Origin of the sequence: Brevibacillus brevis, from assembly GCF_022026395.1 — a bacterium.
Taxonomy (GTDB): Bacteria; Bacillota; Bacilli; order Brevibacillales; family Brevibacillaceae; genus Brevibacillus.
The window spans coordinates 4090342-4113807 of sequence record NZ_CP041767.1; the positions used below are offsets into that span (position 1 = coordinate 4090342).

The following is a 23466-nucleotide window of genomic DNA, read 5'->3' on the forward strand; positions in this document are numbered from 1 at the left end:
ACTCCCCCCTTTCTTCTACACCGTTTTCTCACCAACAGCCATGTACAGCTGTCTGAGAATGGAATGACCTTCCGTATTCAGCATGTTTCGCCATGCCACAGATAGCTTGCCCAGCGCCTTACTGGACAAATAACCGTCACGCACCAACTGCACAGGTATGCCTACACCCTCCGACTTTAGAAACATTTCGTACCCGAGAAGCTCACTGTGAGCGCAAATGACTTCGAAATCTATTTTTCCGAGTCCGCCTTGTTTTAGCACCGTTGGCAGTTCACGACCGATTTTCGGGTTGCCACCTTCCGCATAGCGTGCCGCACAGTAGGCATCATATAGCTCTCGCAATTCTGGTACATGTGGGGTGGTCATGATATGCATCTCGAAATCATTGTCGATGAATACCGCTTTGCCACTTGGTTTTAACAACCTCGCTACTTCACGAACCGCACCAACTGGGTCGGGCAAATGTTCCAATACGAGTCGCGTAATGGCAAAATCATAGGAATCGCTGGGTAAGCCCGTTTCCATAATCGATCCCGCGATGATCTCAAATCGATCCGATTGCGTTTTTGTCAAATAGTTTTGGGAATAATCAACGAGAAGAGGATCGATCTCCAATCCCGTCACTCTGCCATTTGGAAACGCCTGCATGACCTTTTCCATCACGAATCCCGGGCCCGAGCCCAGCTCTATGACCGACATCCCATCTGTCAGACCAAACTCGATATAATGCTTCAGCTCCTTATCCCAGAACAGCTCCACCTGCGATTTCAAGCGTTCTATTTCTACCTCAACATTCGTTGCAATGTTTGCGATTTGATAAGAACCTTCCATGTTATTCCCTACCTCCGCTGTTCAGATATCGATTCGTTTAAAAAAGCCAAAATCTCGCCCGCAACAGCTTCCCATTCAGGATCAAGCATCATATCGTGACTGATATTTGGGAAAAGAACAGGCTCGATTCCGTATGCTTTGCCAATTCGGCGCGTTGTTTTCTCAGAAATCATCCGATCCTGCTTGGAGCCGATAACCAGCATCGGAGCTTTCGCACTGATGGTTTTTGGAACAATTTTTCCATTCATCTCAGTTCTTGCTTTCAGTGATTCCGGCTGCAAGAGCTTCACCCACTCGTCCTTTTTTTCCATCGGCAGCTCCTTGGAAAAAAAGACATTGGCAAGCAGCGAGGCATCTCTTTTTTCGTTATATGTAAACAACTGCATAGCTTCTTTAAAATTTTTGAACATCAATCGGAATAGGTCACGCATCCCGCCATGTGGAGGAATCGAGGCAACGAGTACGGTACCCGAGATTATATCTGGATACTGGTGCAAGATCTTCTGCACAATTCCTCCGCCCATGGAGTGCCCGATTAGGACTGGCTTGTTTTTTAGACGACCTATCACTTCAAGAACATCATCCGTGTAATCCTGTAGGGTGTAGGTATGAAGATGGTCAAAGCCGTCACTTTCACCGTGCCCACGAAAGCTCAGCGCATAGGAAGAAAAGCCTTTGTCCGCAAAATAAGGAAGGAAGTTTTTTTCCCAACACCATGCTCCATGACATGCTCCATGCACAAAAAGAAGAGGCGCTTCGCTAGAAACGCCCTCAGGATGGTATTCTACTAGTTCCAAATTCATTTTCGCCGTTCCTTTCTTATTTGAGAGTCATTCTTCTTTACTTGCTCGAACCTGTTAAGGCGTTGATACGCTGATTCAAAAGGTTGGCTGTCTCCTTGATCAGCATTTCACCGATTTGATCAACATGACGAGCTCTCCAGCTTTCAACAGCGGTTCCCTTCACCCATTGATTAAAAGAACCTAACGCAGGACCGCAGTAAATCTGATAATCTACTTTATAGCTTTCGGCCCCATCCAAAGCCCAGTCAAAACAGCGGTTAAAATACCATTTGAAAAGTAGCGCCATCTTGTATTTAGGCGTTCGTTCCGCTCTTTTCAGTTCCTGAGGCGGGCAAGTCGTTTTTATTTGTTCATACACTTCTTCAAAGCTGCGTTTAAAATACTTTTCCTGAAGCTGCTGCTTGGTTTTCTCATCGATTTCATCAAGCGAGTTGTATTGACGATAAAGGTCGTGCAATTTGTTCGCTCTCGCTGGAAAAAATAAGCCTTTTTTCAACACCTGAATTTTGGCTCCCATTTCAAACATCTCACCCGCTGGGGCATACTCAGTGTCTTGAACATTGGCCAACTGCAATGCATCCTTCACCGACTCGCTGGTCGCCGCCTCCACTGTGCACTGGTTAATCGAACCTGTGACAATATAATCTGCCCCAAGCATAAAAGCGACCGCAGCAGCCTCAGGAGTTCCAATCCCACCTGCAGCCCCGATTCTGATCGGCTTACGGTATCCGTACTTTTGCATGAGGTTATCTCGGAGCCTGATCATTGCAGGCATCAAAGCAGAAGCTACGCCGTGATCAGTATTCCCTCCTGAATCCGCCTCCACCGTTAACTCATCCGCCATCGGAACTTCTCGTAACAGACTCGCTTCTGCCCTTGTAAGCTTTTGTTCTTGCACTAATTTTTCTATCAAGTACTCAGGTGCAGGACTTAAAAAGGCTTCTGCTACCTCAGGCTGAGATACCTTGGCAAAAATCTTGTTTGCCGCCTCCACTTGCCCGTTCATCCCTCGTCTTAATCCTTTAGCCCGATAGATGATCAACGCAGGGGTAATCGCCATAAACGCAGATGCTTCAATCACCCTCACTTGATAGGCAAGATACAGATCAACGATTCTTTCTTCCATGGATGGATCACTTGGATGATGCAACAAATTCATCCCGTATGGCTCCCCTTGCTGTAGTTCACGTTGAATCTGTTGGATGGCTCGCTCGATTCTATCCAGCTGCAAGCCACCGCTTCCGAAGAAGCCCATCATCCCGGCTTTCCCCATTTTTATGACCAGCTTTTCCGATGAAATTCCCTTGTACATCGCTCCTGCCAGGTAGGGATATTTCAGATTGTAGTCCTGTTTAAATTGCTGATTTCCCAGCGAAGAAGCGGTAATCCCTTTTGGCTGCTCCACGTTGTTCGATATCTCTTCCGCCTGTACAGTGATAGCAACCGGCTTTGCCTCTTGTTCCATGTTTTCCTGCTCTTCTTCCACGTCTATGATCAGCGGCTCTGCTTCATTTCGGATCGTAGTAACCAACTTGGTCAACACAGTACCAGGGCCGACTTCTTCTATTTCGTTTTCCCCCACGGCCAGGAGATATCGAATGGTGTCATTCCACTTCACTGGGTGTGTAATTTGTTCAACCAAATTCCGTTTCACATCGTTCTGCTTATAGGGTCTTGCATGAACATTGGAAATCACAGGAATGGTCATACTGGAAAACGCGAACTGATTCAAATAGTTCTCGAAGCTCTGCTTCGCATCACTCATGTAACGGGAATGGAATGCTCCGCTCACCTTGAGCGGTATGTATACTTTTACGCCCGCTTCCTGAAAAATGGGGTTGGCACGGTCGATATCTTCTTTCCGACCTGCAATCACAAATTGGGAGGGAGAATTGTGATTGGCAATATCGATGCTGGTCAGATTATTTTCATGTAATACGCGTTCCACTTGCCCCAAAGTAAACCCGATCACAGCCGCCATCCCTCCACCGACGGCCTGACTCATCAACTCGCCTCTTCTTTTCACCAAATGCAGTCCTGTCTCAAAATCAAATACCCCTGATGCAAAAAGCGCGTTGTACTCACCCAAGCTGTGCCCCGCCACATAGTCAGGTTTTTTCCCGGTTTCCTTCACTTTTTTCAGATAGCTAAGCGCATTTACCACGTACAGAGCAGGCTGGGTAAATTGCGTTTTACCTAATTGTTTGTCCGGATCATGCAGACATAGTTCTTTGATGGAATAACCTAATATCTGATCAGCTTTGGCCGTTATTTCTGGAAACTCATCAAAAAGAGAGCCCCCCATTCCTTTTATTTGGGAGCCCTGCCCTGGGAAAACATATGTGGTCATTTTTCTGCCATCCTTTCTATTTGTTTTCAAACTTTTCTTTGAGAATAACTGCTTAATGCGCTCTACATTTTCGCTATCCTTTTTAAATGGCGTGATAATCGAGTAGCATTCTGACTGTGAATCTTGCCGCAGATTTCGCTTTGTAAAATTACTCAAGTTTCCTGCTGGCCCCAAATCCAAATAGATGTAGCTTTGCTGTTTCTCCAGCTCTTGGACAGCTTTTGGAAGCTGCATTGGCTTTCGCACCACTTGCCAAAAGTAGTCAACTGGTAGTTCCTTCATAATTTCACCATGAACACACGATACGAAGGGAAGCTGGGGAATTCCAAATGATTTCTGTTTCAATACCTCCCGATAATGTGGCTCAGCCGGATCGATGTAAGAGGAGTGAAAAGCGTAAGATACGGGTAGTCGTTGACAAATAATCCCTTTGCCTTTGACATAATCCTCCATGCGTTGTAGCTGATGACTGCTTCCGGCAATGACAAAATGCGAATGAAAATTTACCGCTACCAACTCGCTATTTCGATGCAAGAGCGGCTCTTGGTCATACAAATCGGGATTGTGGAGAATCGCAAGCATACTCCCTTTCTGACAATACGTTTCGTAAAGGGTGGCTTGTTCAACCACGAGTTGCAGCAATTCTTCCACGGGCATGATCCCACACACAGCCGCCGCCGCAAACTCCCCCAAGCTGCTCCCCAGACAATATTCGGGCTTTATTCCGCTTTCCATGAGAACCTGGGCCAGAGCGTATTCCACCATAAAAATGGCGGGATGCGTATAAAGGGTGCGATCAAATAGGTCATCTCGTCGCTTCGTGTCATCATATAACTGGGCAAGGACAGACTCCCCGATCAGGGTATGTACCTTTTCATCTAACCGAAGCATCCATTTGCGAAATACCGGATTTTGATCAAAAAGGTCTTTTCCCATTTGGTAGTACTGAGACCCCTGTCCAGAAAACATAAACACCAAAGGCTTTTCCATGTATGATGCACCCCTTGTTTTTATAAAAGGTTTTTATAAAGAAAACTCCCCACAGCCTGGTCAATTGACCGCTAATGGGGAATTCATAAGCGATTTGTCATGGATTGTTCTATCTCCTGAAGTAGATCCTTTACTACAGCAACACTCCACTCCGTTTTTTTCGGATAAGTGATCGAACATACATAGTCACCAAGAATATAGGAGGCAGTACGGTATTGTGGAAAGTTGTCAAAAAGACTAAACACAACCTCATCCCTTACCTCTACTTGGCTTATTTCATAGATATGAAAAGAAGTTGTTAAGCCAGTCTTCAAAACTTTGGATAACGCTTCCTTGACCGTCCAAAAAAGAGTGAGGGTCGTTTCATAGGAATAAGGCAAGGATGACAACAAGCTGCTCTCTTTCACAGTCATTTGCGTCTCCAGAACTTTATTTCTATCAACGCTAATTCTCTCCATATCAATCCCCATCGGTAGTTCCTCCGAAAAAGCAATGGCAGCGGCAAAATCATCACAGTGGGTGATACTCACTTGGACATTGGTTGTATTCGGCAGGCTTGCAACAGGGTGATGAAAAATGCCCTGTTCAATACATATGCGATCTAAGCTGTCTTCTCCAGTCAAAAACGAAATGGCTCTTTTGGCGACATATCTCCCTGTCAGGTAGCTTTTTACTCTCCGCTCAAATTCCAGACGAAAATAGTACTCGAATTCTTTGGGGTGCAAGAATTTTACTATTTTCAAAAAATCTACGGGAAGAGAAAAGTAGCCCATGCACAAACTGGCACGAAACTCTTTATCTGTACTTTTTATAACGAATTCTTTCGTAAAAATCTGTGGGAACACATGCAATCCAATCTCCGCCTTCTCTCGTTCTACGACTATGCCAAAGGGCAGAGCTTCCCCGGTTCGTGGGTAAATAATTACACACTACCGTTTCTCCGTATGACCTCCCTCGTTCCTTTAACGTGCCGAAACATCGATTAAATTCCCTAAGAGATTTTACTTTCGAAAAGAAGCTTATGTAGCTGATTCTTTCTATTTATACAGAATGTTACAACAACCGCATTTATTGCATAACGCGAAAGAATTGGATATATTTAGTATAATACCACAAAATTTGAGAATTCATCTACTCAATCATTCCTATTTTTGAGAAAGCAGTAAGCACTCCAAATACTTACGAATCTACTTCATAATGAAAGGATTGCTCATCTTGAAATGGTATGCCATCTTTGTAGAATCCGGTAAAGAAGAAGTCGTTCAAAAGTACCTCAAACTCTATTTTAATGAGCAGTCTTTAAAGTCCGTTGTGCCGAAGAGATTGGTTCCTGAGAAAAAGTCAGGCATTGTGTATAATGTCCTAAAGAATATTTTTCCTGGATATGTACTTATTAAGACTGAAATGACTAACGAAATGTTCCACAAAATCAAAAAAATTCCTAGAAGCTTGCGTTTGGTCAATAACGGTAGTTACTATTCGCAAGATCAGGGCGCTTATTATTCGAGCATTGACGAAAAAGAAATCACCCCGATACTCCAACTCATGGGGAACGGTGAGGTTGTCGATTATTCAAAAGTTTATGTAGAAAATTCAAAAGTGATCGTAGAGTCTGGCCCCCTCAAAGGACTGGAAGGCATTATCAAAAAAGTGGACAAGCACAAAAACAGGGCTAAAATATTTTTATCCTTCATGGGAGTAGAGAAAACAATTGATGTGGGAATTGAAATTCTTTCAAAACCTTTGTAATGGGGTGCGTCGCGTACGCGCCCTTTTCCTTTTTCTTCCTCATCACTTTATTGTTCGACATTGTAACCTCCCCTCCTGTCCGACAAGCAGTCATATATTTTCCTTATACAAGCACGCATTCCATCGTAAAAACATAGGCTCATGGTAGGTGTCATTCGAATAAGATTGCCCTGCTTTCAATCGGGAGGGGCAGACAAACGTTCGATGTACGATCCATCAAAAGTGTTAGTTCCTTATTCTTGTTTGGAAAGGAAATTGTCTACATGGTTTTCTCGGACGAAGACAACATGTTTACTAGTCAGGCTGCCATTTTCCTTGCAGCCATCTGCTATCAGACTTATCTACTATATTTTGAAGGGGAGCTTATCTTACCCAAAGGTTTTCAACTCCGTTACACCATTCGAGCTTCGGCTGACGTAGAGAATCCAACTGAACATATGTATGGTTTTGTGGCCGAATCAAAAGATGAAATCATCATTGCCTTCAGAGGGTACGCAGCATATCCGGCAGACCTTTTGGCAGCCTATGACATCCTACAAATTCCCTATCCTTTTGTTACAGAGGCAGGGAAAACCTCACGTGGATTTACATGCCTGTATCAGTCAACACGAGATCGGTTACTCAGAAAAATAAATCAGTTTTCTGCATCAAAAAAGCTGTTTATTACTGGCCACAACTACGGTGGCGCACTGGCTGTACTGGCAGCTTTAGATATTGCGGTAAACACGCAGTTTAGACACCCAATCGTTTATACCTATGGCAGTCCGCGTATTGGTGACCCCCACTTCGCTTCTCGCTTCAATAAAGTCGTTCCAAATAGTCTGCGGATTGTCAATATTCACGACTCTTTCCCTACCTTCCCCGATCAAAAGTATCCGCCTCCTTTTACCCAGGAAGGCATCTACTATCAACATGTAAAAAACAAGTTTCCGATCTCGTTTCAACTGAATAATACACCTCGCAACGATAGTATCGCCTGCTATTTCCAAAGCCTCACTCAGTTTGACCCTGATTACGCCCAAACGCTCTGTGTGGAAAATCCGGGGTTTTGTCCCGATACCGATACGTGTATTCCGTTTCAAGGGAAATGCTAGCTTTCACAACCTTGAAACCTAGAAAGGGAGACACATGAATGATCGATCGTATATATAACAGCAAAGATGCGATTTTACTTGCGGCCATGGTCCATCAGGCCTATCAGCTTTTTGAAGCAGATTCTCTTGTCTTGCCAAAAGGGTACCTTCAGCGCTTGACGATTCGAGCATTGGCTGGGGTTGAGACGCCGGAGCCAGAGGTATTTGGTTTTGTAGCCGAGTCATCAGATAGTATCGTGGTTGCTTTTCGGGGAACACGCACGTTTAACGACAATGAGTCTGATCAAGATTTGTATCAAGTCCCCTATGGTTTTGTCAGAAAGGCAGGAAAGACCCACCGCGGGTTTACTTGCATTTATCAATCCGCACGAGATGAATTAATTCGGGAGTTGAGCAAGCTCTCTAGATCGAAAAGACTATTTGTTGCGGGGCACAGTTTAGGGGGAGGTTTGGCCGTACTTGCTGGCTTGGATATTGCCGTGAATACGAGGTTTACGCGACCTTTTGTGTATACGTATGGGAGCCCTCGTGTCGGAGATCCTGTCTTTGCTTCCCGGTTTAATGAGACTGTAGCGAACAGTATTCGGATCGTGAATGTTCATGATATTATTCCGACTTTGCCTTCCAAGGTGTACCCTCCTCCGTTTACGAAAAAAGGATTGTACTACCAGCATGTGGATCGGAAGTATTTGTTGGATTTTCAGTTGAATAGTTTAGCAGTAAGGAATCATGAAATTGTTTGTTATTTTAAGTTTCTGGCGCAGGAGGAGCCCGGGTTTACGGAGAGGCTGTGCGTGGAGAATGAGGGTTTTTGTCCGGATACAGGGATGTGTGTGCCGTTTTTAGGGGGATGTTGATTCCATTGAATCACTCTCTTTTTTTATGCCCTGTTTATCCACGCCGGAGAGTAATCTCTTAAAAAACTTATTGATAATCATTTTCAACAAGACTATAATGGTTATAATTTCCAAATATTTACTTTCGCTCTTGAATGAGCAAAAAAGGAGGCATTACGATTATGAAAAAAGCTATTTTAGCAGGGGCATTAGGTATCGCAGTACTTACTGGTGGATATTTGCCAGGATTGGAAGTCTCAAAAGCTAGCGCAGCAACAACGGCTTTAGACATGCAAGAGGTTACGAAATACTATTCTCTGAGTTCATACGAAGTGACGCAAAAAGAATCTTTTTCGCTTAAAAAGGGAGAAGAACTGACGATATTTGTAAACAATTCAGGATTCCCGATCTCTTATACAGTCTTTGATGCGGATAATCAAGTGATTGGTACATACCCTGCTAATTCACCGTACGGACGCGTCTTCCAAGTAGAAAAAGACGGCAATATTTCTGTACAATTTCAAGCTGGAGCGAATTCTTCCTATATGAAGAAAATGAATTTTACAGCTAAATTCTCACTTTCTAAGCGTTAGGCGTATGTAAAAATAGTAAGGGGCTGTCTCAAAAGTCGCTTTTTCCACTAAGAGACAGTCCGCTTACATTCATTACTGATTCATAAAACAAAGTTGTCGACGCTAAGGAAATAGGCTCAAAAAACAAGAAACCCCCTTGTCTACCAAGGGGGTGAGATAAATTGTAACGCTCTGAAAGAAGCAGTCTATAAGTACCATACAATCATACATGAATGATCCGTTTATAAAGTTAAAATTTACAAATGGGGCAACCATTTTTCCCCGTTCGATTGAAGTCGAGTGGGAAATGGTCTGTGTCGCTCATTGCTCCTTATTTCTTTAATTCTTCTGGAATTTCAGGTTTCCCCACGAATCCAAAGGATGCTGTAGTTACTGCCAGTACCGCAACGAATGAAGCAATTGCTGAAACATGCTTCGCTACGAACATCATCGCTTTATTTCTCATCTTTTCCACCTCCTTTCAGTGGAATTAGCGTCAGTGCTTGCACAAAAAAGGTTTTAACCAGTGTCTCGCTTTCTATGAAAAATAATGAACTAACGATGGTAATTGAGATGATCTTGAGGAGTACAGTCTGATTCTGTTTGAATAGTCGTGATTGCATTTCCATATCTTGCGGAGCAAAAAGTGCTACCAGGACTAATGTGATGATAATAATCGGGGTGACAAAATCATTAGGTAGAGGAATAAGAGGGATGAATACAGCTCCCACTATACTTGTCATGGTGCAGTATACAGACGATGAATAGTGAAATCCTCCTGAAAATTGACGTAGTATCAAAAATCCGGCCAATGTGAGTAATGTTCCCTGAAAGGTCCCTACCACGAGTGAAATGATGAGGCTAATCGTAATGATGAGCAGCATGTTTATGATGAGGATTAGCCCAAATTTCATGGTAGGGACTGACTTTGTTTCATGTGGATTGATCGACTTTAGTTGTATGGCTATTCTTTCAGCAAGAGTTTCAATCATATTCCCCATCCCTTTTTATAGCCAGCCATGCCAGTATCGTGATTCCGATTGCCATCCCAAAGAAAATCCACACTAAGGAAGCAATTCCATATGTACTTGCTAATTTAAACAAGACCGTTATCAATACACCTGTTACAATGATCAGTGACAAAATCACCATGTTGATTCTATGGTAAATAAAGAAAGGCGCTCCGTCTCTGACAAATGTAAATTGCAGTCCAAATTTCCTAAGTCCATAGCATAATGCAAAGGTAAGAAGTGCGGAGATTGTCTGGAATATGAACCCCGTGTTGATGGTTCGATCCTCTAAAGCTTCAATTGTCTCTAAGGTTCCTATGACGGTCAGGAAGAACACTTCCATCATCTGAATCCCCAAGTAGATTCCTGCTGTTATAATAGTCATTAAGGCAGCATGTCCCCAATTCACGTTCCATACCAGGATTAATGCCCCAAAGATTATGACGACTTGAGCTATGGTTGCATAGTCTCCATATGGCGTAAATTGTCGCAGCCCAAACGAGAAAAGCATTAATACCAGACTCACAAAGAGAATCCGATTGATATGCACAAAAAAACCGAACCTAAATAGCGTAGTCATAAGAGCAAATATTGCAAGGTATTCCAATGTTGAAAATAGGACAAACAGCATGGAACTTTTTCACCTCAATTACTTATATGAGGGTTATATTCTACTAGAAACGACAGATTCCTGCTTTAATTTACCAGATTTGACATTTTAGAGCGTTCGAGTGTCATTGAGCTTAGAAGTATGAGTTTTGAAGTAAAGAAGTGCTTGAGGTACAAATTATCAAGATGATAACATTGGCGTTTTTACGACCTTAGGGACAGCATTGTCTCCTCGAAACCTGAACAGAACGTATAAACCTGCTCCTAAAGCTCTAACTCCTTCAAACATTAGTGAACCCAAAACAAAAACCGCCCGGTTATTTACCCGAGCGGCTTATTCATCGTGTGTAGCCTTCTTATAGAGCGTCAACCTTCAAATCATCATAATTAAGTGCTCTTCATGAAGAACAAAGGTTATGTTAGGGATTGTAAGATGAAGGACTCATTCGGCACTGGGTAGCCCTACCAAGCCAAATACGCACAGTTTACGATTTTTCTTCACACACTCGAATAATCTCTTTAGGTATTGACTCAAACACTAATATCTCTGGTTTTGGATAAGGTCTTTTTAGCAAGTATTCTTGAAGTGTCATCATGCTATCCCAATACAACTTAATCCAATGCTCAATGCTTTCTCCCGTGTCAAAGTTCAAGGCTTCTTCATCAAAATCCTTGAAATCATCGTAGAACGCTTGGTCATAGATAGAAATAGATATCTCACTATCAAATACGAGAATTTTATCCGTAAACATAGGAAAACAAAACGACTTAAAAAAGCGATTAGATATATCAACACCTATAGCTTCTTTAAAATTAACCCAATCCGGGATACCAAAAGGTCTCAAACTTTCAGTCTTTTCATTTTGTACTCTACCACCGTTACTATAACGATTATTAGACTTTGTAAAGTATTGTATTCCTTCTTGCATGACTTGTTCTTCCGAAACAAAATGTGCGTGATTTTCAGGTAAATAAGCATGATACAACAATAATCTCACTTTCTCTCACCCACTCACTCTTTATTTCTTGGCACATAAGGGAAATGTGAACTTCTGGTAGGATCATCTAGATGTTCAAAAACTCTGTGACTTCCCGTTGGAGTATCAGGTGTACTGATGTTTCCGTCAAATTCTTTATAATACTTGGTGATCCGGTTTGGATTCGGATTATTTGGATTTGGCCAGTTTGAAAATGCCTTATCCGAATTAGTCATTGTTTCTAGCCTTAATTTCTCTACATCAACATCTTTCCCATATTGTGACCTATTAGGGGTAGAGGGTCTACTTGGGTCATACAGGTGCTTTTCAGAATGTGGATTGACAAAATCTTTGGGATTGCTTCCCCCACCGGGTTTTGTAGGAACAGGGGCTTTGCCCGTCCCCTTCTTTCCCTTCTTTAACGCATTCACTATATCCTTAACATTTTTACTTCTCCCCAACGTCAGTGCATGTACGGCAAGCCCGCTGATTGCAAGTGCATCTTCGAGATTGATATCCTCATCCCGCAACGTATCCAAATCTTCTTGCATTGGCTCGATAAAGCCTTCCTTTACAAACACTTCAATACCCTTTGGTAAATCCTCCGCTGCCTTTTTCAAACCTTTTGGCAAATCATTAGCAGCTTTCTCCAAAGCCCCTGGCAACTCACTTGCCGCTTTTTGCATCGCAGCAGGAACGTCTCCCAACATCGAGATTCCTTTGACGAAATTATCCCACATGCTAGGCTTTTCCTGCGGCTTTTCGCAAGCTGGTCCTTGTCCAAAACCAGCAGCAGACGGCCCGCTATTTGTTGACGACTGATTCCCAATCGTCACACCACCCAAATCCTGCCCGTCATCTTCAATCTTGATCTGCCCACAATAGAAACACATATTTGTTGATTTATTAAGCAATGCCGGATGACCACCGACCATTTTGTCCGCTTTTCCATCTATCCATGGCATTGTTGTCAGAGGTGTGCACGGCATTGGTTTAAGTACACCATTGTTGGCTGCTGTGGCAGAAGCGACTGTGGGATTTTGTAAGCTGCTGCACTTTCCGAATGGCATGATATTTACGTTGGGAACAAAATCCATGATGTTCATTTGCGGCTTTCCTTTTACAAAAACACCATGGCTGAACGGCATTTTCAGCCGACTCTGTTTACTTCCGCTGCTGCATGATAAAATGGCTCCCACAACCACGTAGCTCTTGCGTTCAGCACTTGACTGCTGGATATTGATACCTTCAATATTGGGCAAACAGTCTCCTCCTCTCTGTAAAGGTTTCTATACAGATGGGAGATTCTCATGTTGATCGATACATCCGATATCCAATCTATATATAAAAAGGAAATAATACCCACGTAATGAAGTATCGGATGTGGAACGCACACTAACAATAGACACAAAGTAACAAACACACCATTATAACCATAGGTTTTTAGAACCACAAAAAGCCACTCGGTTCATTCCCGAGGGCTTCTTCATCATAGATTACCTGAGTATATATGCATCTGTTCTTCTTTAAAAACGTCATTCCGCCAACCTTTCAGGAACCTAACAATTCCTCACTGTACAGCTCCTTTGCTAATCGGTTAACGATATCCCGCTTCATCTCATTTATTCTTTGTCGGGAAACTCCTACATGTCGGGCAATGCTGTTCATACGCATCCCGTCCATCATACATTCAAGGACTGTTCTGTACTTGTTATCCTCAAGATTATTTGCAAAATCGTTTATTTGCCGCACCTTCTCTTCAAAGCTTTTCATTCGCTCGATTCGCTTTTCATACCGTTCTTCCGGAATAGTCAAGGTGGACAGGCGTAAGCCTTTCCCGCTCGGCATACCGGCTGCATCACCATAAGTAGCAACCAATTTCTGTTGAATCGCTGGATTTGAGGCAATCGCCTTATCAATTTCCTTCTTCAGACGTTCTACCTCTTTGACCATCCAATGATAATCCTTGATTTCTTCTTCGACTTTCTGCACTACTTCAAGCGCTGGCTCGAGATTGATAAAACCGAGCTGCCCGCTCCGATCAAGCAACCCTTGACTCTCTATAATGTAATTGTCCCACTCCGGGCATGCTTCGATCTTACCAACGTGGAGGTTGTAGACACTACAGATTGTTTTTTACCCCATTGAGCAGCTGGACATTTTTCACAAACTTTTTCGATCAGCTTATCGTTCACCTACACCATCTACCCTTTTCTTAATTCTCATTTAACAAATCGAGTGATTTGATAACTTTTTGAAAATTGCCCATTTTTTATTGGAAGTATGGTAAAATTTAGTATAATCTGCAAAATAAATCTAATAGGAGGTTATCTATGAAAAAGATTATTTTGCTATTATTTGCGGTTTTCATGCTACAACTCCATTTCACTTCTGCAGCATTTGCTTTTGGGTCTGACCGTATTAAGGTTGGTGAACAACTTTGTAATGGTTGTTTGCTACAGTCAAGTAACAATACTTACTACATCCAAATATGGAGAGGAAACCTTGAATTATGGAAGAGATTTCCCAGACCAGAAACCCTCTTATGGACCAAGCAAACAAACGACAAATGGGGGAACCACTATCTCAAAATTGATTATTATAGCGGAAAACTCGTTTTGAGCCGTGCGAATGGTGATCCAGTTTGGTACTCAGATAACGCTGCATGGAGCAATATCCATTATCAAGGTAAACCACCTGCAAACCTTAGAGGCGACATTCTGATTATGCAAGATGATGGAAATTTAGTTCTGTATAACGCAACGGACTTGAATCAAGGTTGGTATCCTGTCTGGGCTTCAGATACAGGTGTAGGTGGTCCATAGGAAAATAATTATTGGAGCCGTGTAAGCTACGGCTCTTTTTTACTTTTGTGAGGCAATGATGCTACCCCTAATAGAGACATTACCGAAGCATGAAAAGTTTTGTACACCGTTTTGCCCCCGTTCTTTTCAATTATTGTTGTGTGAAATTGACATTATTTACAGAATGTTATAGATTGGAAAATGAGTCACCGACAATGACAAAGGGGGTGTACTCATGCTGAACAAGCACATTGTTCTGTTGGCTGTCTGCTGCACGTTACAATCGACTTTGAACACTGCACTGGCATTAGCAGTAGTTCTTTGGCGGTAATGGTTCAAATAGAGCGGTGAAACCCGTTCTATTGCAACGAAAGCCAAAGAAAGTACCATCCAGATTTTTACCACACCATGACTAGCTTCAGTCAATATCAAGATGAATTTTTCTTGGTATTGCTGTGACCTTAAAGAACTAAAAATAAAAGAAACTACACCTGCCAATTCTCATAATGATGAGGATTTTTTAATTTCACGGAATTTTTATATCATTATTCTATTATGATTGTAATCCCTAATATCTCCTCCTGCTTTCCGCGCCTCTCATTACCATAAGAGCAGCCTTTCATTTCAACAATCCAGCTAAAAATCCGATGATTTAATAACTAAAAATATAAAAAACGATTTACTCTATCGCTGCCCAACTAATCCTTGCAGCTTACCCTGTATTTTTGCTTGTGCCTCTTGATCCAAATTCCCATCAAACGTCCATTGCAAAATAAAATAGCCCTCCCAGGATTATTGTCCAAGGGAGGGCTTCCGCATTAGTTGAAATGGTTGTTGCTCCATGCAAAAATCTGACGGCAAGTTATCCAACTAACGAGCAGTTATGGTTAAAAAATCACTAGATCAACAACACCAGTATCAATCATTTTTTCATCGGACAGATGGAGGGGCGTAGAAAACAGTCTATTCTTTCCCTGATCGGCCACCTTCAAGTCGGATAGAATGTCACTACCTTGATGCGCTTATATCTTTTTTCCTGCGGAAGAAGCGCTGATCGATGAAAAAAGCAACGATCAAGGATAGGATGCCGAGCAAAATTGGTACGCCAAACGCTTCAAAAGAGAAGGTTCTACCTTCTAGCTTCAGATGATCGGTGGCGCGATATTCGAGCCGCTTTGCAGCAAATTTCGCCGTCCCAATATCCTCCTGCTTGGCCAAATCCTCGAATGCAGGATCCATTGCAAACCGATCCATTGCTTCGCGATGTAAGTACAGTAGTTCCGCGCTGTTGCCGCTTTCGTTCCATTGGTTGATGTCTTTGGCGGCGGCTGATTCGGCATCGGCACCGACGACAATCATTTTCGCTAGTTTCGGCACGTTTTTTATCTGATAGCGCGCGACTAAGTTAAGGCCATGCTTCGTTACGATCGGTTCGTTTGCACCGGAAACAGTCAACGTCGAAGTCGTGCCAGAAGCAGCGTACGTATCGAATGCGGCGGACAAATCTAGTTCATCAACGCCGTTATACAGCAGAACGCCCGCTTTTACTTTGTTCCATTGATAAGCGTTGTTAAGTATGAACGTTATATCGCTGAGCCCGGCAGTGAACGGTTCCATTTGCGGTTTTTTCACGTAATCGTAAGATGGATAGTTCATCTCTACCGCTACTTTCTCCGCCGCCTCCTCACCCAACTGCTGTGAGATGACATATAGTGTAGCGTCAATTCCCGATGTCAGACCCGCAGAAGATATGATATTGCCTTGTGGGACGTAGCGCAGATCTTTCACCCACTGGACTTTCGGATATTGTTTAATGAGTCGGTCGATGTCTCCCCAATGCGTCGCGGCAGATTTGCCGTTAAGTAAGCCGGTATCAGCCAGGTTTTCTGCCCCATTGCAAATGGAAAGCAATAAAGTCTTGTCGCTTGCGTGCTTCTGAATCCATTCGCGGACAGGCGTATATTTTTTCTCATCTAGAATCGGCATAAACGGTATGACGATAATGTCCGGGCTTTTGCCGAGCATCGCATCCATTTCGTCAAACGAATAATGCGGAACGACATCGAGTCCGCCGGTTAGTGATTTTATTTCACGATCGGGTGCAACGCCGTATACATTGTAAGCTTCCGTCATCGCAAACATCTCGTATGGGACGAGAAAATCGAACACTTCTGTTGATTCATTCGCCAGTAACACTGCCACTGTCGGTTTGTTTGCGTCATATTTCGGTACCTGCACATTCGTCAATGCAGGTGCGGCTTTATCGTAAACCGACATTACCTCATTCATTGTATTGACGAACCCGAGTGTGCCTGCACCTCCTACTAAGACAACAAAAACGATGAGATAAATACTGATTCGCCATACAGTTTTCACATGCTTACTCTCCCTCAGGCTAAATTTCTTACCCATAAAATGTAACAAACCAATATATACTTATCATCAGTCTGTAGCCCGATTACGGGGCTGGCCTAATGTAGGAACCACCTATGGACCCAGGTCTCTTTCCTTTTCTAAACGTGACTCGATAGGGCTATATGCAAAAAATGTTTTTAAATGATATATGGTAACCAAAATGGAGCTACCTCGTTCAAGCTGGTTTATGAAGAGGTCTGCCGATAGATCATAATGTTGTTCAAATAAAAAAGCCCTCCCCGGACTCTGAATCCGAAGGAGGGCTATCGCTTTTACTTCGTTGCTTTTTCTGTTACTCGGTCCAACATTGTAAACATGAGCCAGGGCAATTCGTTTAGGACTCCTACTGGATCGTCGGTCAATCGCTTTTTCCATTTATCTGGATCATTCAGTAGACCTTTGCAAGCAAGACTGTCAATTGCCTTCAATCCTGATTCACGTTTCCAGTCCTCCAGCTTTAATTCTGGTTGTTCTTTATCCACAGAGTTGTCAGACTTATCAATATCATACTAGTGCAACTCATACTTCTCGCTCAGGCTGACCAACTTTCCTGGATAGTCCGGGTCAGATGCATAACCGCCAGACTTTAGGGCCTTTGCATTCGCCTGTGGGTTTCGCCCTTCCCATTTACCATCTTTTTTACGTACCGATTATCTCTAGTCAATTGGCGTATCCATTGTGGTGATTTACCAACTATTAAAGCCAATTTTGACTTGGAAATTTCCTTTGTTGCAGCTGATCAGTTTTCGCCTTTGGTTTCGCCAAATTTTTCACCTCACTTTCGTTTTAAGCTCGTATTGTAGTGATCCGATTTTCAGGTCATCTGATGATGCAAAAATTTGAAAATGTCATCTCTGGGATCAGGTTAAGCAAAAGCGAAAGTAATTTTTCGAAAATAAATCTAGCGAGATTTCGGGGCTCGCTCGACCCGCATAGGGCCTACCCTGTCAGAAGGACCCACAGCCGCAACCTCCCAAGTAATTGCGCCTCACTTATTTGGGCATCCACACGGTTATACACACGTGAATACTAACAACTGCTAATACGCACGTGAACCTTAACTTTTCTTAATAAGGTGACTGTTATGGAATCCCTCGCTGCTGCCCTCAAAATTGAGGGGAGTGTCAAATTTGACGCTCCTTTATTCAACGTTGAACGGAGTATGCCAGCAAAAAAAGTTTTGGGAGATTCACACTATTGGAAAAGGCTGTCGGAGTCGGTCTACAGAAATGCGATCCGGATAGTTATCATGTGGGGGGATACCTCAGAACAAGAGGAGAAGACAGGTCGTTAAGATTTGTCTTTTTTCTTTGTAAACAAAAAGAAAACAGACACATGAGGTCTGCTGATTGGTAGGAATTGTTATGGGCTTTATTGTGTTTATCGTATCTTGTTACAGTTATCCTTGTGGGTTATCGCTATACATAATAATAGGAGGTTTTTTAGGGAGCGACATGCTATTTGCACCAGTGGAAACAACAACTAGAAAGCAAGCTATTACCAGTGAAACTCTTGAAAGGACAGCTAAAAACTTCCTCATATGTTACCCCTCATTTCTTTTCCCGAATTTAATCATATTATATACTTCATTCAATTTTTTCAGAAGTTCCAAATCCATATCTTTTTTTAATTCACAATGATGCATGTTTATCTCGACAGCGCAAGACATTATTTCTTCGATTCGATTGATTTTTCCGTAATACACAATACTTTGTAGATAAGCATCCATGCCCTCATTGAAATGACCGCGACTAACAAGGAAGGCTCCTTTGTTTTTGTAATAATTCCCTATTCCTGAAAAGTTGTAAGCATTATTAAAATCAAAAGAGAAGTTATGTTCCTCTGTGTTGATAACTTGTTCGATGGAGTTTACGTCATTAACGTAAAGTAATGCTTCTATTAGGTCGTTGACTCTATGGATTAGATTGTTTTTTGTCGCTTCCCCTACACACTCCCTGAGCAATGGTATTGCTTCCTGATAATGACCAGTCTTTGACAAGATAATTGCACGTAGATACTTGGAGCGTTCCATGATAAAACGATAGCCTAACTTTTCGTACATTTCTATATGGGATTCCATGTCTTCAAATTTGCCCATTCGCATATAGCAATTACAAATAGCCAAGGCAATGCGTTCCTTTATTTCATTGCTTGTAGAATCCTCGGCATGTCCCATTTTTCCAAGTTCAATACACTGCTCATATTTTTTCAAGTCATGTGCATCAAATGCCATTAAGTAGCAAAGGTTAATTCTCTCTTCATGACTCAAAAACTCTATGTAATACAACACTTCTTCCCCGTGACGAAAGGTTTCTTCGAGGCGGTGTGGGTTATTTCTTTCGATACGGTATCTATGAAATAAAGCTTTAGACATGTAGGGTTGAATTCCGCGAATCCGACAATATTGAGCAAGTTGGTTAAAGAGCACAAGTTTAATTTCTGTGTCTTCAACAGTGAGAGCAGTATTGTACAGCATCTCTACTGAGTCCTCAGTTTTTTCTTTTGGATTTTCGAGTATACGGGAAACTATTTTTATAGTTAGGTCTTCATTTGGGAGTTGAATAGCTTCGAGCAACAAATCGTGTAAGCTATTGTGTCGTGTCTCATTAGAGATGTAAAGTTCGATTATCTCCTCATATTGTACATCTAAGGCTTCAAAGATGCGTAACAAGGTTATTAGTTCTGGTCGCTTTGTTTCTCCATTTTCTATTCTTGAAATAGAGCTTTTGCTGACACTTGACTTTTCTTCTAGTTCAGAAAGAGTGAGGTTATTTTGGGTTCTGTACCGTAATATTATTTCGCCAATATGGTCTTCCACATTTTTCACTTAATTCACTCCTTTTCCATTTTATTACATATACGAAAAGCATTATATCAATAGGAGTTAGAACTATCAAATGCAAGTATTCGATCTGTTTCGACAATTTATGGCTTTTAAAATTATTTTGTGTCGAACGTTGCATAAATGGAAAAATACTCGTTATTACGCAACAACTGGTATTCTTTGGAAGAAGCGAGGTGATGTAATGGGGGTGAGTTAAATAGTGAGAAGGCATGAAATGAGGAACGAAGACTTATTACAGAAGATTGATACCCTTCAATTCCAACTGAACGAAATTTTCAAACAGAAGGGAAGTCTAACTGACTGTGCTGTGGTAAGGGTGAGTCAAGAGCTTGATGATTACTTAGTGGAGCATCAACGTAGAATGAGAGATAAGGTGTCAGGCAAAGAGAACGTTACCTGTTATAGTCGAAGAGTAATCTGATTAACAATTTAGGGGGTATTGTGATGAAAAAGGCAGTTATGGCGACAATTTTATCTTTAAGCCTACTATCAAGTGTACCTTTACCTACAATGGCATTCGCGCAATCTTCAGAGATCAGTGATGGTTGGGGAGGTGACTCACTCACACCTGAACAGATTGAAAAGCTGCTGACGGATGTAGGATTAACTCGTACAGAATTGCAGCAATTTCCTCAAGAAATACTTGAAGAATTATTGAATAATGATGCTAAGAAACTTGCTGAAAATACAAAAGAAATTAATATGAGTAAGTACCTATCTAAAAATAACCTCGCAACTTCAGGTGAGGAAGTAGATGGGGGATGGCTTGAACTTAATTCAAAAGCTTTTGAGGTTAAAAGTGATGACCGCGATAAAAAGAAGTTTTACTTTTATGGGAAATATGAATGGACAGATAGTCCAGCATTCGAATTAACAGACGCTGTTAGTATTGGTTTCCCCGATTCTGCTGAATTCGTATTGCCGATGTCATCGAGAGGAAAAGTAAGAGAACATGAGACACGTTACTGCTACAAACCTGAGAACAACTCGTCAGCAAAATGGGATTGTTCAACTGATACATCTCCTGAAGAGTGGGATAACGGAATGGGAGTTGGAAACATTATCGACTTAGAAGAGATGCCTAGTAATCTTGTCCATAAAGGGTATATTGGACAATATGTATATACTGAACGAGAATCTGGATATGTAAACATTAAGTTTGAGTATGGACACCAAGCAATTGATGTGGGAAATCCTGAGTTTGCTGTTTATCCTGCGGGATTATCCATTCAACCAGAAAGTGTTGATTATACGTTTGACTATGGTTTAGAATTTGAATGGTAGTAATTTCCAAAGTCCCCTCTTTAACAGCTTGAGGGGGCTTTACTATACTGAAAAGGAGAGTGCCCATGATACTTTTTTTAATTATTTTACTGGCTTTTTTGGGATTTTCTTTTATTTTTTCACTGTTGGAAGCTATTAAATATGCAACACAAAAAAATTTTATTAAATACAACAAGTTACGGAACATTTCTTCGATAAGTTTTGTTCTGCTTCTTATCGTTTCTTTTTTTATTGCGAGAATAATAACTAATTAAGATTCAATTTTAGAGATTTAAAAGAAAGGGCTGTCCCAAGGTATCCTTGTACCCTTGTGGAGAGCTACGATATTTTAGTAACGTTCCCATTCGATTCGTAACCATTGCCATTAGTAACGTTAGCGTGGCTCGTCAAAGGATAGTTGGCTCACCCCTTTTCTTTCGGAAGTAAAAAACAAATCGCTTCCTCTTCTTGACCCAAGGTAATTCGGGACAGTAGATGAAGCGTTTTTTTTCAGTAATAGCAATGCTCTGTGAATAGGAAGTGACTTTTTAAATTTAAGTCTATCTGAATTTCGGTGCTCGCTTCACCCGCAGTGCTTCTACTCTCCAGAAGGACCCGTAATTTTTCCTAGCATTGATTTTGAGCTGAGCTTCGCAATTAGATAATCACGTTTTAGCTCTTTGCTCAATCAGCCAAGGTAGTTACCCATCTGTGATTCCCAACCTCTCCATTGTGGCTTGTACATCGCCAGTTACTTCAATCATATCTACATTGCCACTGACCTGTATCAATAGCTGCTGTCCATCTTGCATCATGAAGAAAGAAACACCATCCTCATCCTTAACTGGTTGATTACCTTTGACATGATGGCTGGCGATGACCTTGCCTTGCCCATTGTACTTCGCTACTAGAAACTCTCTACTTGTACCGCATCCATAGATTAGTAACACAATGCAGCATAACATCAGCATGTGCTTTAACTTCGATACCATCTCTTCTTCGCTCCTTTCTTACAAATAAAAAAGCCACTACTACTGAGCGGCTTCATGTTTATATATTCCGTTGTGATCCCACCATACATCTTTGAACTCTGGACGATGTACAACGTCCTGTATCGGATACCACTCTTGCTTATCTATCAGCACTTCTCAGTCATATTGTCCTTTACAAAGAGATGTACCAACCAACTATCCTCTTCAACTGACACAATACGTCCGATCAGTCCGCTTTTCATATGACTACCTTTTCCGCTCAAATACGGTTCTACTGGATCATTTACTTGAACCATCGGCTCTACCTCCAATCACTTCAGCTGTGCAAAGAATATAAAGTGTTAGACTGGCAGGTTTATTGAGCTATCGTACCCGCCGTACTGAAGCCCCCGCCACACCTTCGTATAAAGTCCTGAGGTTACGGAAAGTCCAGATCACCATCGATGACGCGGAACATCTCCCTCTTCCGCGCCGGATACCGGGCATCCAGTTCCTCCCACTGCCGCTTCGGTAATATCAAAAACTCGTGGGTATCGGAAAGATACGAGGCTTCAAACAGACGAATTTCGTATTTGTCCCTGATCAATTCCTGGAACCCGCGAATTGTGATATAGCGATCTTTTCCAGAAAACGTGAGCTCAATCGAATGCAGTTGTCCATTGTAGGTAACGTCCAACCCTTTGTCCGTAGTCGTCACCTCGACCGATTCATCCGGAAGCCGTTCACCGAACAATCGAACGATCTCCTCGTCAAATTCTCCCCAATCTACGATGATGCTGTATACGTAAGCGAACACAATCGGAATTTGCTTCTCGATCGCAAGCTCGTCCGCCAGCACAAATCGATGGCGATCTAATGTTTCACGATTATTTTCAATAAATTGTTGAAGCTGTCGCTCGTCTCCTTCGAATAGAAACGTCAGCTCACTGTCGCTCGGCATTCTCATCCCATTAACCTCCCTGTGTTCACCCAATTGGTACCACTGCACCAACTAACACTAAAACTGAACAAAGATATTTCATATTTCATTCCACACTCTTTCTGCCTTGATTTATATACGCAATTCTTAGGAGAAAGTTTCCAAGTTGCTGCGTTAAACTGCCCGTTAGCATAATGAACCTGCGAGTCTAGTACTTTATTTTCTAGTCTAAAACATTATTTTCTCGAAACATCAGCATTTCCGATCTGCTCTTTTAAATTATTTAACCACTCTAAATACGAGTGACATGTCGCGAGTATATCTTTTATTTCTTATCATTCTTATCATTATTGTTTATATCCGTTTGCTGTTACTTTACTGTTACCCCTCTGCAAAATAATAGAGGC

22 protein-coding genes and 1 pseudogene are annotated in these 23466 nt (G+C 42.0%); 7 read left to right on the forward strand and 16 right to left on the reverse strand.

What is annotated here, in order from left to right; all coding sequences use genetic code 11:
* Positions 1–15: 15 nt before the first annotated feature.
* The 4 genes from FO446_RS19325 to FO446_RS19340 all read right to left on the reverse strand — a co-directional run bounded on the left by FO446_RS19325 (position 16) and on the right by FO446_RS19340 (position 5597).
* Positions 16–831, reverse strand: a complete 816-nt coding sequence (locus FO446_RS19325) for a methyltransferase domain-containing protein (RefSeq protein ID WP_237898839.1) — start codon at positions 829–831, stop codon at positions 16–18.
* A gap of 8 nt (positions 832–839) precedes the next feature.
* Complete coding sequence (locus tag FO446_RS19330; RefSeq protein WP_221869037.1) at positions 840–1634, reverse strand: alpha/beta hydrolase; 795 nt, start codon at positions 1632–1634, stop codon at positions 840–842.
* 37 nt (positions 1635–1671) lie between these two features.
* Positions 1672–4974 carry an ACP S-malonyltransferase gene (fabD, locus tag FO446_RS19335; protein WP_237898841.1) on the reverse strand — a complete coding sequence of 1101 codons (3303 nt, stop codon included), beginning with the start codon at positions 4972–4974 and terminating at the stop codon, positions 1672–1674.
* A gap of 83 nt (positions 4975–5057) precedes the next feature.
* Complete coding sequence (locus tag FO446_RS19340) at positions 5058–5597, reverse strand: 4'-phosphopantetheinyl transferase family protein (protein WP_232773767.1); 540 nt, start codon at positions 5595–5597, stop codon at positions 5058–5060.
* Between the two features lie 592 nt (positions 5598–6189).
* On the opposite strand from FO446_RS19340, the gene loaP reads away from it, so the two are divergent.
* The 4 genes from loaP (at position 6190) to FO446_RS19360 (ending at position 9246) form a co-directional block, all read left to right on the forward strand.
* The gene (loaP, locus tag FO446_RS19345) at positions 6190–6723 is read left to right on the forward strand and encodes an antiterminator LoaP (RefSeq protein ID WP_173608323.1); all 534 of its coding nucleotides are present in this window, start codon (positions 6190–6192) and stop codon (positions 6721–6723) included.
* 263 nt (positions 6724–6986) lie between these two features.
* Positions 6987–7817 carry a lipase family protein gene (locus FO446_RS19350; protein WP_173608324.1) on the forward strand — a complete coding sequence of 277 codons (831 nt, stop codon included), beginning with the start codon at positions 6987–6989 and terminating at the stop codon, positions 7815–7817.
* 38 nt (positions 7818–7855) lie between these two features.
* Positions 7856–8674: a lipase family protein gene (locus FO446_RS19355; RefSeq protein ID WP_173608325.1), complete on the forward strand. Its 819-nt coding sequence runs from the start codon at positions 7856–7858 to the stop codon at positions 8672–8674.
* Between the two features lie 161 nt (positions 8675–8835).
* On the forward strand, positions 8836–9246 hold the full coding sequence (locus FO446_RS19360) for a hypothetical protein (protein ID WP_173608326.1): 411 nt from the start codon (positions 8836–8838) through the stop codon (positions 9244–9246).
* A gap of 310 nt (positions 9247–9556) precedes the next feature.
* Here FO446_RS19360 and FO446_RS19365 read toward each other — a convergent pair whose 3' ends face one another.
* The 6 genes and pseudogenes from FO446_RS19365 to FO446_RS19390 all read right to left on the reverse strand — a co-directional run bounded on the left by FO446_RS19365 (position 9557) and on the right by FO446_RS19390 (position 13870).
* Positions 9557–9691: a cyclic lactone autoinducer peptide gene (locus tag FO446_RS19365; RefSeq protein WP_173608327.1), complete on the reverse strand. Its 135-nt coding sequence runs from the start codon at positions 9689–9691 to the stop codon at positions 9557–9559.
* Positions 9681–10217, reverse strand: a complete 537-nt coding sequence (locus FO446_RS19370; RefSeq protein WP_173608328.1) for an accessory gene regulator ArgB-like protein — start codon at positions 10215–10217, stop codon at positions 9681–9683. Before FO446_RS19370 ends, FO446_RS19365 begins: the two co-directional genes overlap by 11 nt.
* Positions 10210–10866 (reverse strand): hypothetical protein, encoded by a 657-nt coding sequence (locus tag FO446_RS19375; RefSeq protein WP_173608329.1) that lies wholly within the window; start codon positions 10864–10866, stop codon positions 10210–10212. The genes FO446_RS19370 and FO446_RS19375 overlap by 8 nt, the downstream gene beginning before the upstream one ends.
* Before the next feature lie 463 nt (positions 10867–11329).
* Positions 11330–11842, reverse strand: coding sequence for a DNA polymerase III (locus FO446_RS19380; protein WP_173608330.1), 513 nt, complete (start codon positions 11840–11842; stop codon positions 11330–11332).
* A gap of 824 nt (positions 11843–12666) precedes the next feature.
* Positions 12667–13083: pseudogene (locus FO446_RS19385) on the reverse strand (DUF4280 domain-containing protein); the annotation flags it as partial.
* 289 nt (positions 13084–13372) lie between these two features.
* Entirely contained in the window at positions 13373–13870 is a 498-nt protein-coding gene (locus FO446_RS19390) for a hypothetical protein (protein ID WP_229088097.1), read from the reverse strand.
* A gap of 284 nt (positions 13871–14154) precedes the next feature.
* On the opposite strand from FO446_RS19390, the gene FO446_RS19395 reads away from it, so the two are divergent.
* Complete coding sequence (locus FO446_RS19395; protein ID WP_237898844.1) at positions 14155–14646, forward strand: hypothetical protein; 492 nt, start codon at positions 14155–14157, stop codon at positions 14644–14646.
* A 987-nt stretch (positions 14647–15633) separates the two neighbouring features.
* On the opposite strand, the gene FO446_RS19400 is transcribed toward FO446_RS19395, so the two are convergent.
* The 3 genes from FO446_RS19400 to FO446_RS19410 all read right to left on the reverse strand — a co-directional run bounded on the left by FO446_RS19400 (position 15634) and on the right by FO446_RS19410 (position 19867).
* Positions 15634–17001 (reverse strand): DJ-1/PfpI family protein, encoded by a 1368-nt coding sequence (locus FO446_RS19400; protein ID WP_173608332.1) that lies wholly within the window; start codon positions 16999–17001, stop codon positions 15634–15636.
* Positions 17002–17312: 311 nt separating this feature from the next.
* Positions 17313–17522: a hypothetical protein gene (locus FO446_RS19405; RefSeq protein WP_173608333.1), complete on the reverse strand. Its 210-nt coding sequence runs from the start codon at positions 17520–17522 to the stop codon at positions 17313–17315.
* A gap of 1061 nt (positions 17523–18583) precedes the next feature.
* Positions 18584–19867 (reverse strand): helix-turn-helix domain-containing protein, encoded by a 1284-nt coding sequence (locus FO446_RS19410; protein ID WP_237898845.1) that lies wholly within the window; start codon positions 19865–19867, stop codon positions 18584–18586.
* A 232-nt stretch (positions 19868–20099) separates the two neighbouring features.
* On the opposite strand from FO446_RS19410, the gene FO446_RS19415 reads away from it, so the two are divergent.
* Complete coding sequence (locus tag FO446_RS19415) at positions 20100–20306, forward strand: aspartyl-phosphate phosphatase Spo0E family protein (RefSeq protein ID WP_237898848.1); 207 nt, start codon at positions 20100–20102, stop codon at positions 20304–20306.
* Between the two features lie 23 nt (positions 20307–20329).
* Positions 20330–21169, forward strand: coding sequence for a hypothetical protein (locus tag FO446_RS19420; protein WP_237898849.1), 840 nt, complete (start codon positions 20330–20332; stop codon positions 21167–21169).
* A 680-nt stretch (positions 21170–21849) separates the two neighbouring features.
* Here FO446_RS19420 and FO446_RS19425 read toward each other — a convergent pair.
* The 3 genes from FO446_RS19425 to FO446_RS19435 all read right to left on the reverse strand — a co-directional run bounded on the left by FO446_RS19425 (position 21850) and on the right by FO446_RS19435 (position 23086).
* Positions 21850–22140, reverse strand: coding sequence for a hypothetical protein (locus FO446_RS19425; protein ID WP_237898850.1), 291 nt, complete (start codon positions 22138–22140; stop codon positions 21850–21852).
* Between the two features lie 146 nt (positions 22141–22286).
* On the reverse strand, positions 22287–22436 hold the full coding sequence (locus FO446_RS19430; RefSeq protein ID WP_237898852.1) for a hypothetical protein: 150 nt from the start codon (positions 22434–22436) through the stop codon (positions 22287–22289).
* 122 nt (positions 22437–22558) lie between these two features.
* Positions 22559–23086 (reverse strand): hypothetical protein, encoded by a 528-nt coding sequence (locus tag FO446_RS19435; RefSeq protein WP_237898854.1) that lies wholly within the window; start codon positions 23084–23086, stop codon positions 22559–22561.
* Between the last annotated feature and the right edge of the window lie 380 nt (positions 23087–23466).

Bases quoted from the DNA above. Each gene is read 5' to 3' on its own strand.
- FO446_RS19325 (WP_237898839.1), bottom strand. From the start codon at position 831: ATGGAAGGTTCTTATCAAATCGCAAACATTGCAACGAATGTTGAGGTA.
- FO446_RS19330 (WP_221869037.1), bottom strand. From the start codon at position 1,634: ATGAATTTGGAACTAGTAGAATACCATCCTGAGGGCGTTTCTAGCGAA.
- fabD (WP_237898841.1), bottom strand. From the start codon at position 4,974: ATGGAAAAGCCTTTGGTGTTTATGTTTTCTGGACAGGGGTCTCAGTAC.
- FO446_RS19350 (WP_173608324.1), top strand. From the start codon at position 6,987: ATGGTTTTCTCGGACGAAGACAACATGTTTACTAGTCAGGCTGCCATT.
- FO446_RS19355 (WP_173608325.1), top strand. From the start codon at position 7,856: ATGATCGATCGTATATATAACAGCAAAGATGCGATTTTACTTGCGGCC.
- FO446_RS19360 (WP_173608326.1), top strand. From the start codon at position 8,836: ATGAAAAAAGCTATTTTAGCAGGGGCATTAGGTATCGCAGTACTTACT.
- FO446_RS19365 (WP_173608327.1), bottom strand. From the start codon at position 9,691: ATGAGAAATAAAGCGATGATGTTCGTAGCGAAGCATGTTTCAGCAATT.
- FO446_RS19370 (WP_173608328.1), bottom strand. From the start codon at position 10,217: ATGATTGAAACTCTTGCTGAAAGAATAGCCATACAACTAAAGTCGATC.
- FO446_RS19375 (WP_173608329.1), bottom strand. From the start codon at position 10,866: ATGCTGTTTGTCCTATTTTCAACATTGGAATACCTTGCAATATTTGCT.
- FO446_RS19395 (WP_237898844.1), top strand. From the start codon at position 14,155: ATGAAAAAGATTATTTTGCTATTATTTGCGGTTTTCATGCTACAACTC.
- FO446_RS19415 (WP_237898848.1), top strand. From the start codon at position 20,100: ATGAGGAACGAAGACTTATTACAGAAGATTGATACCCTTCAATTCCAA.
- FO446_RS19420 (WP_237898849.1), top strand. From the start codon at position 20,330: ATGAAAAAGGCAGTTATGGCGACAATTTTATCTTTAAGCCTACTATCA.
- FO446_RS19425 (WP_237898850.1), bottom strand. From the start codon at position 22,140: ATGGTATCGAAGTTAAAGCACATGCTGATGTTATGCTGCATTGTGTTA.
- FO446_RS19430 (WP_237898852.1), bottom strand. From the start codon at position 22,436: ATGGTTCAAGTAAATGATCCAGTAGAACCGTATTTGAGCGGAAAAGGT.
- FO446_RS19435 (WP_237898854.1), bottom strand. From the start codon at position 23,086: ATGAGAATGCCGAGCGACAGTGAGCTGACGTTTCTATTCGAAGGAGAC.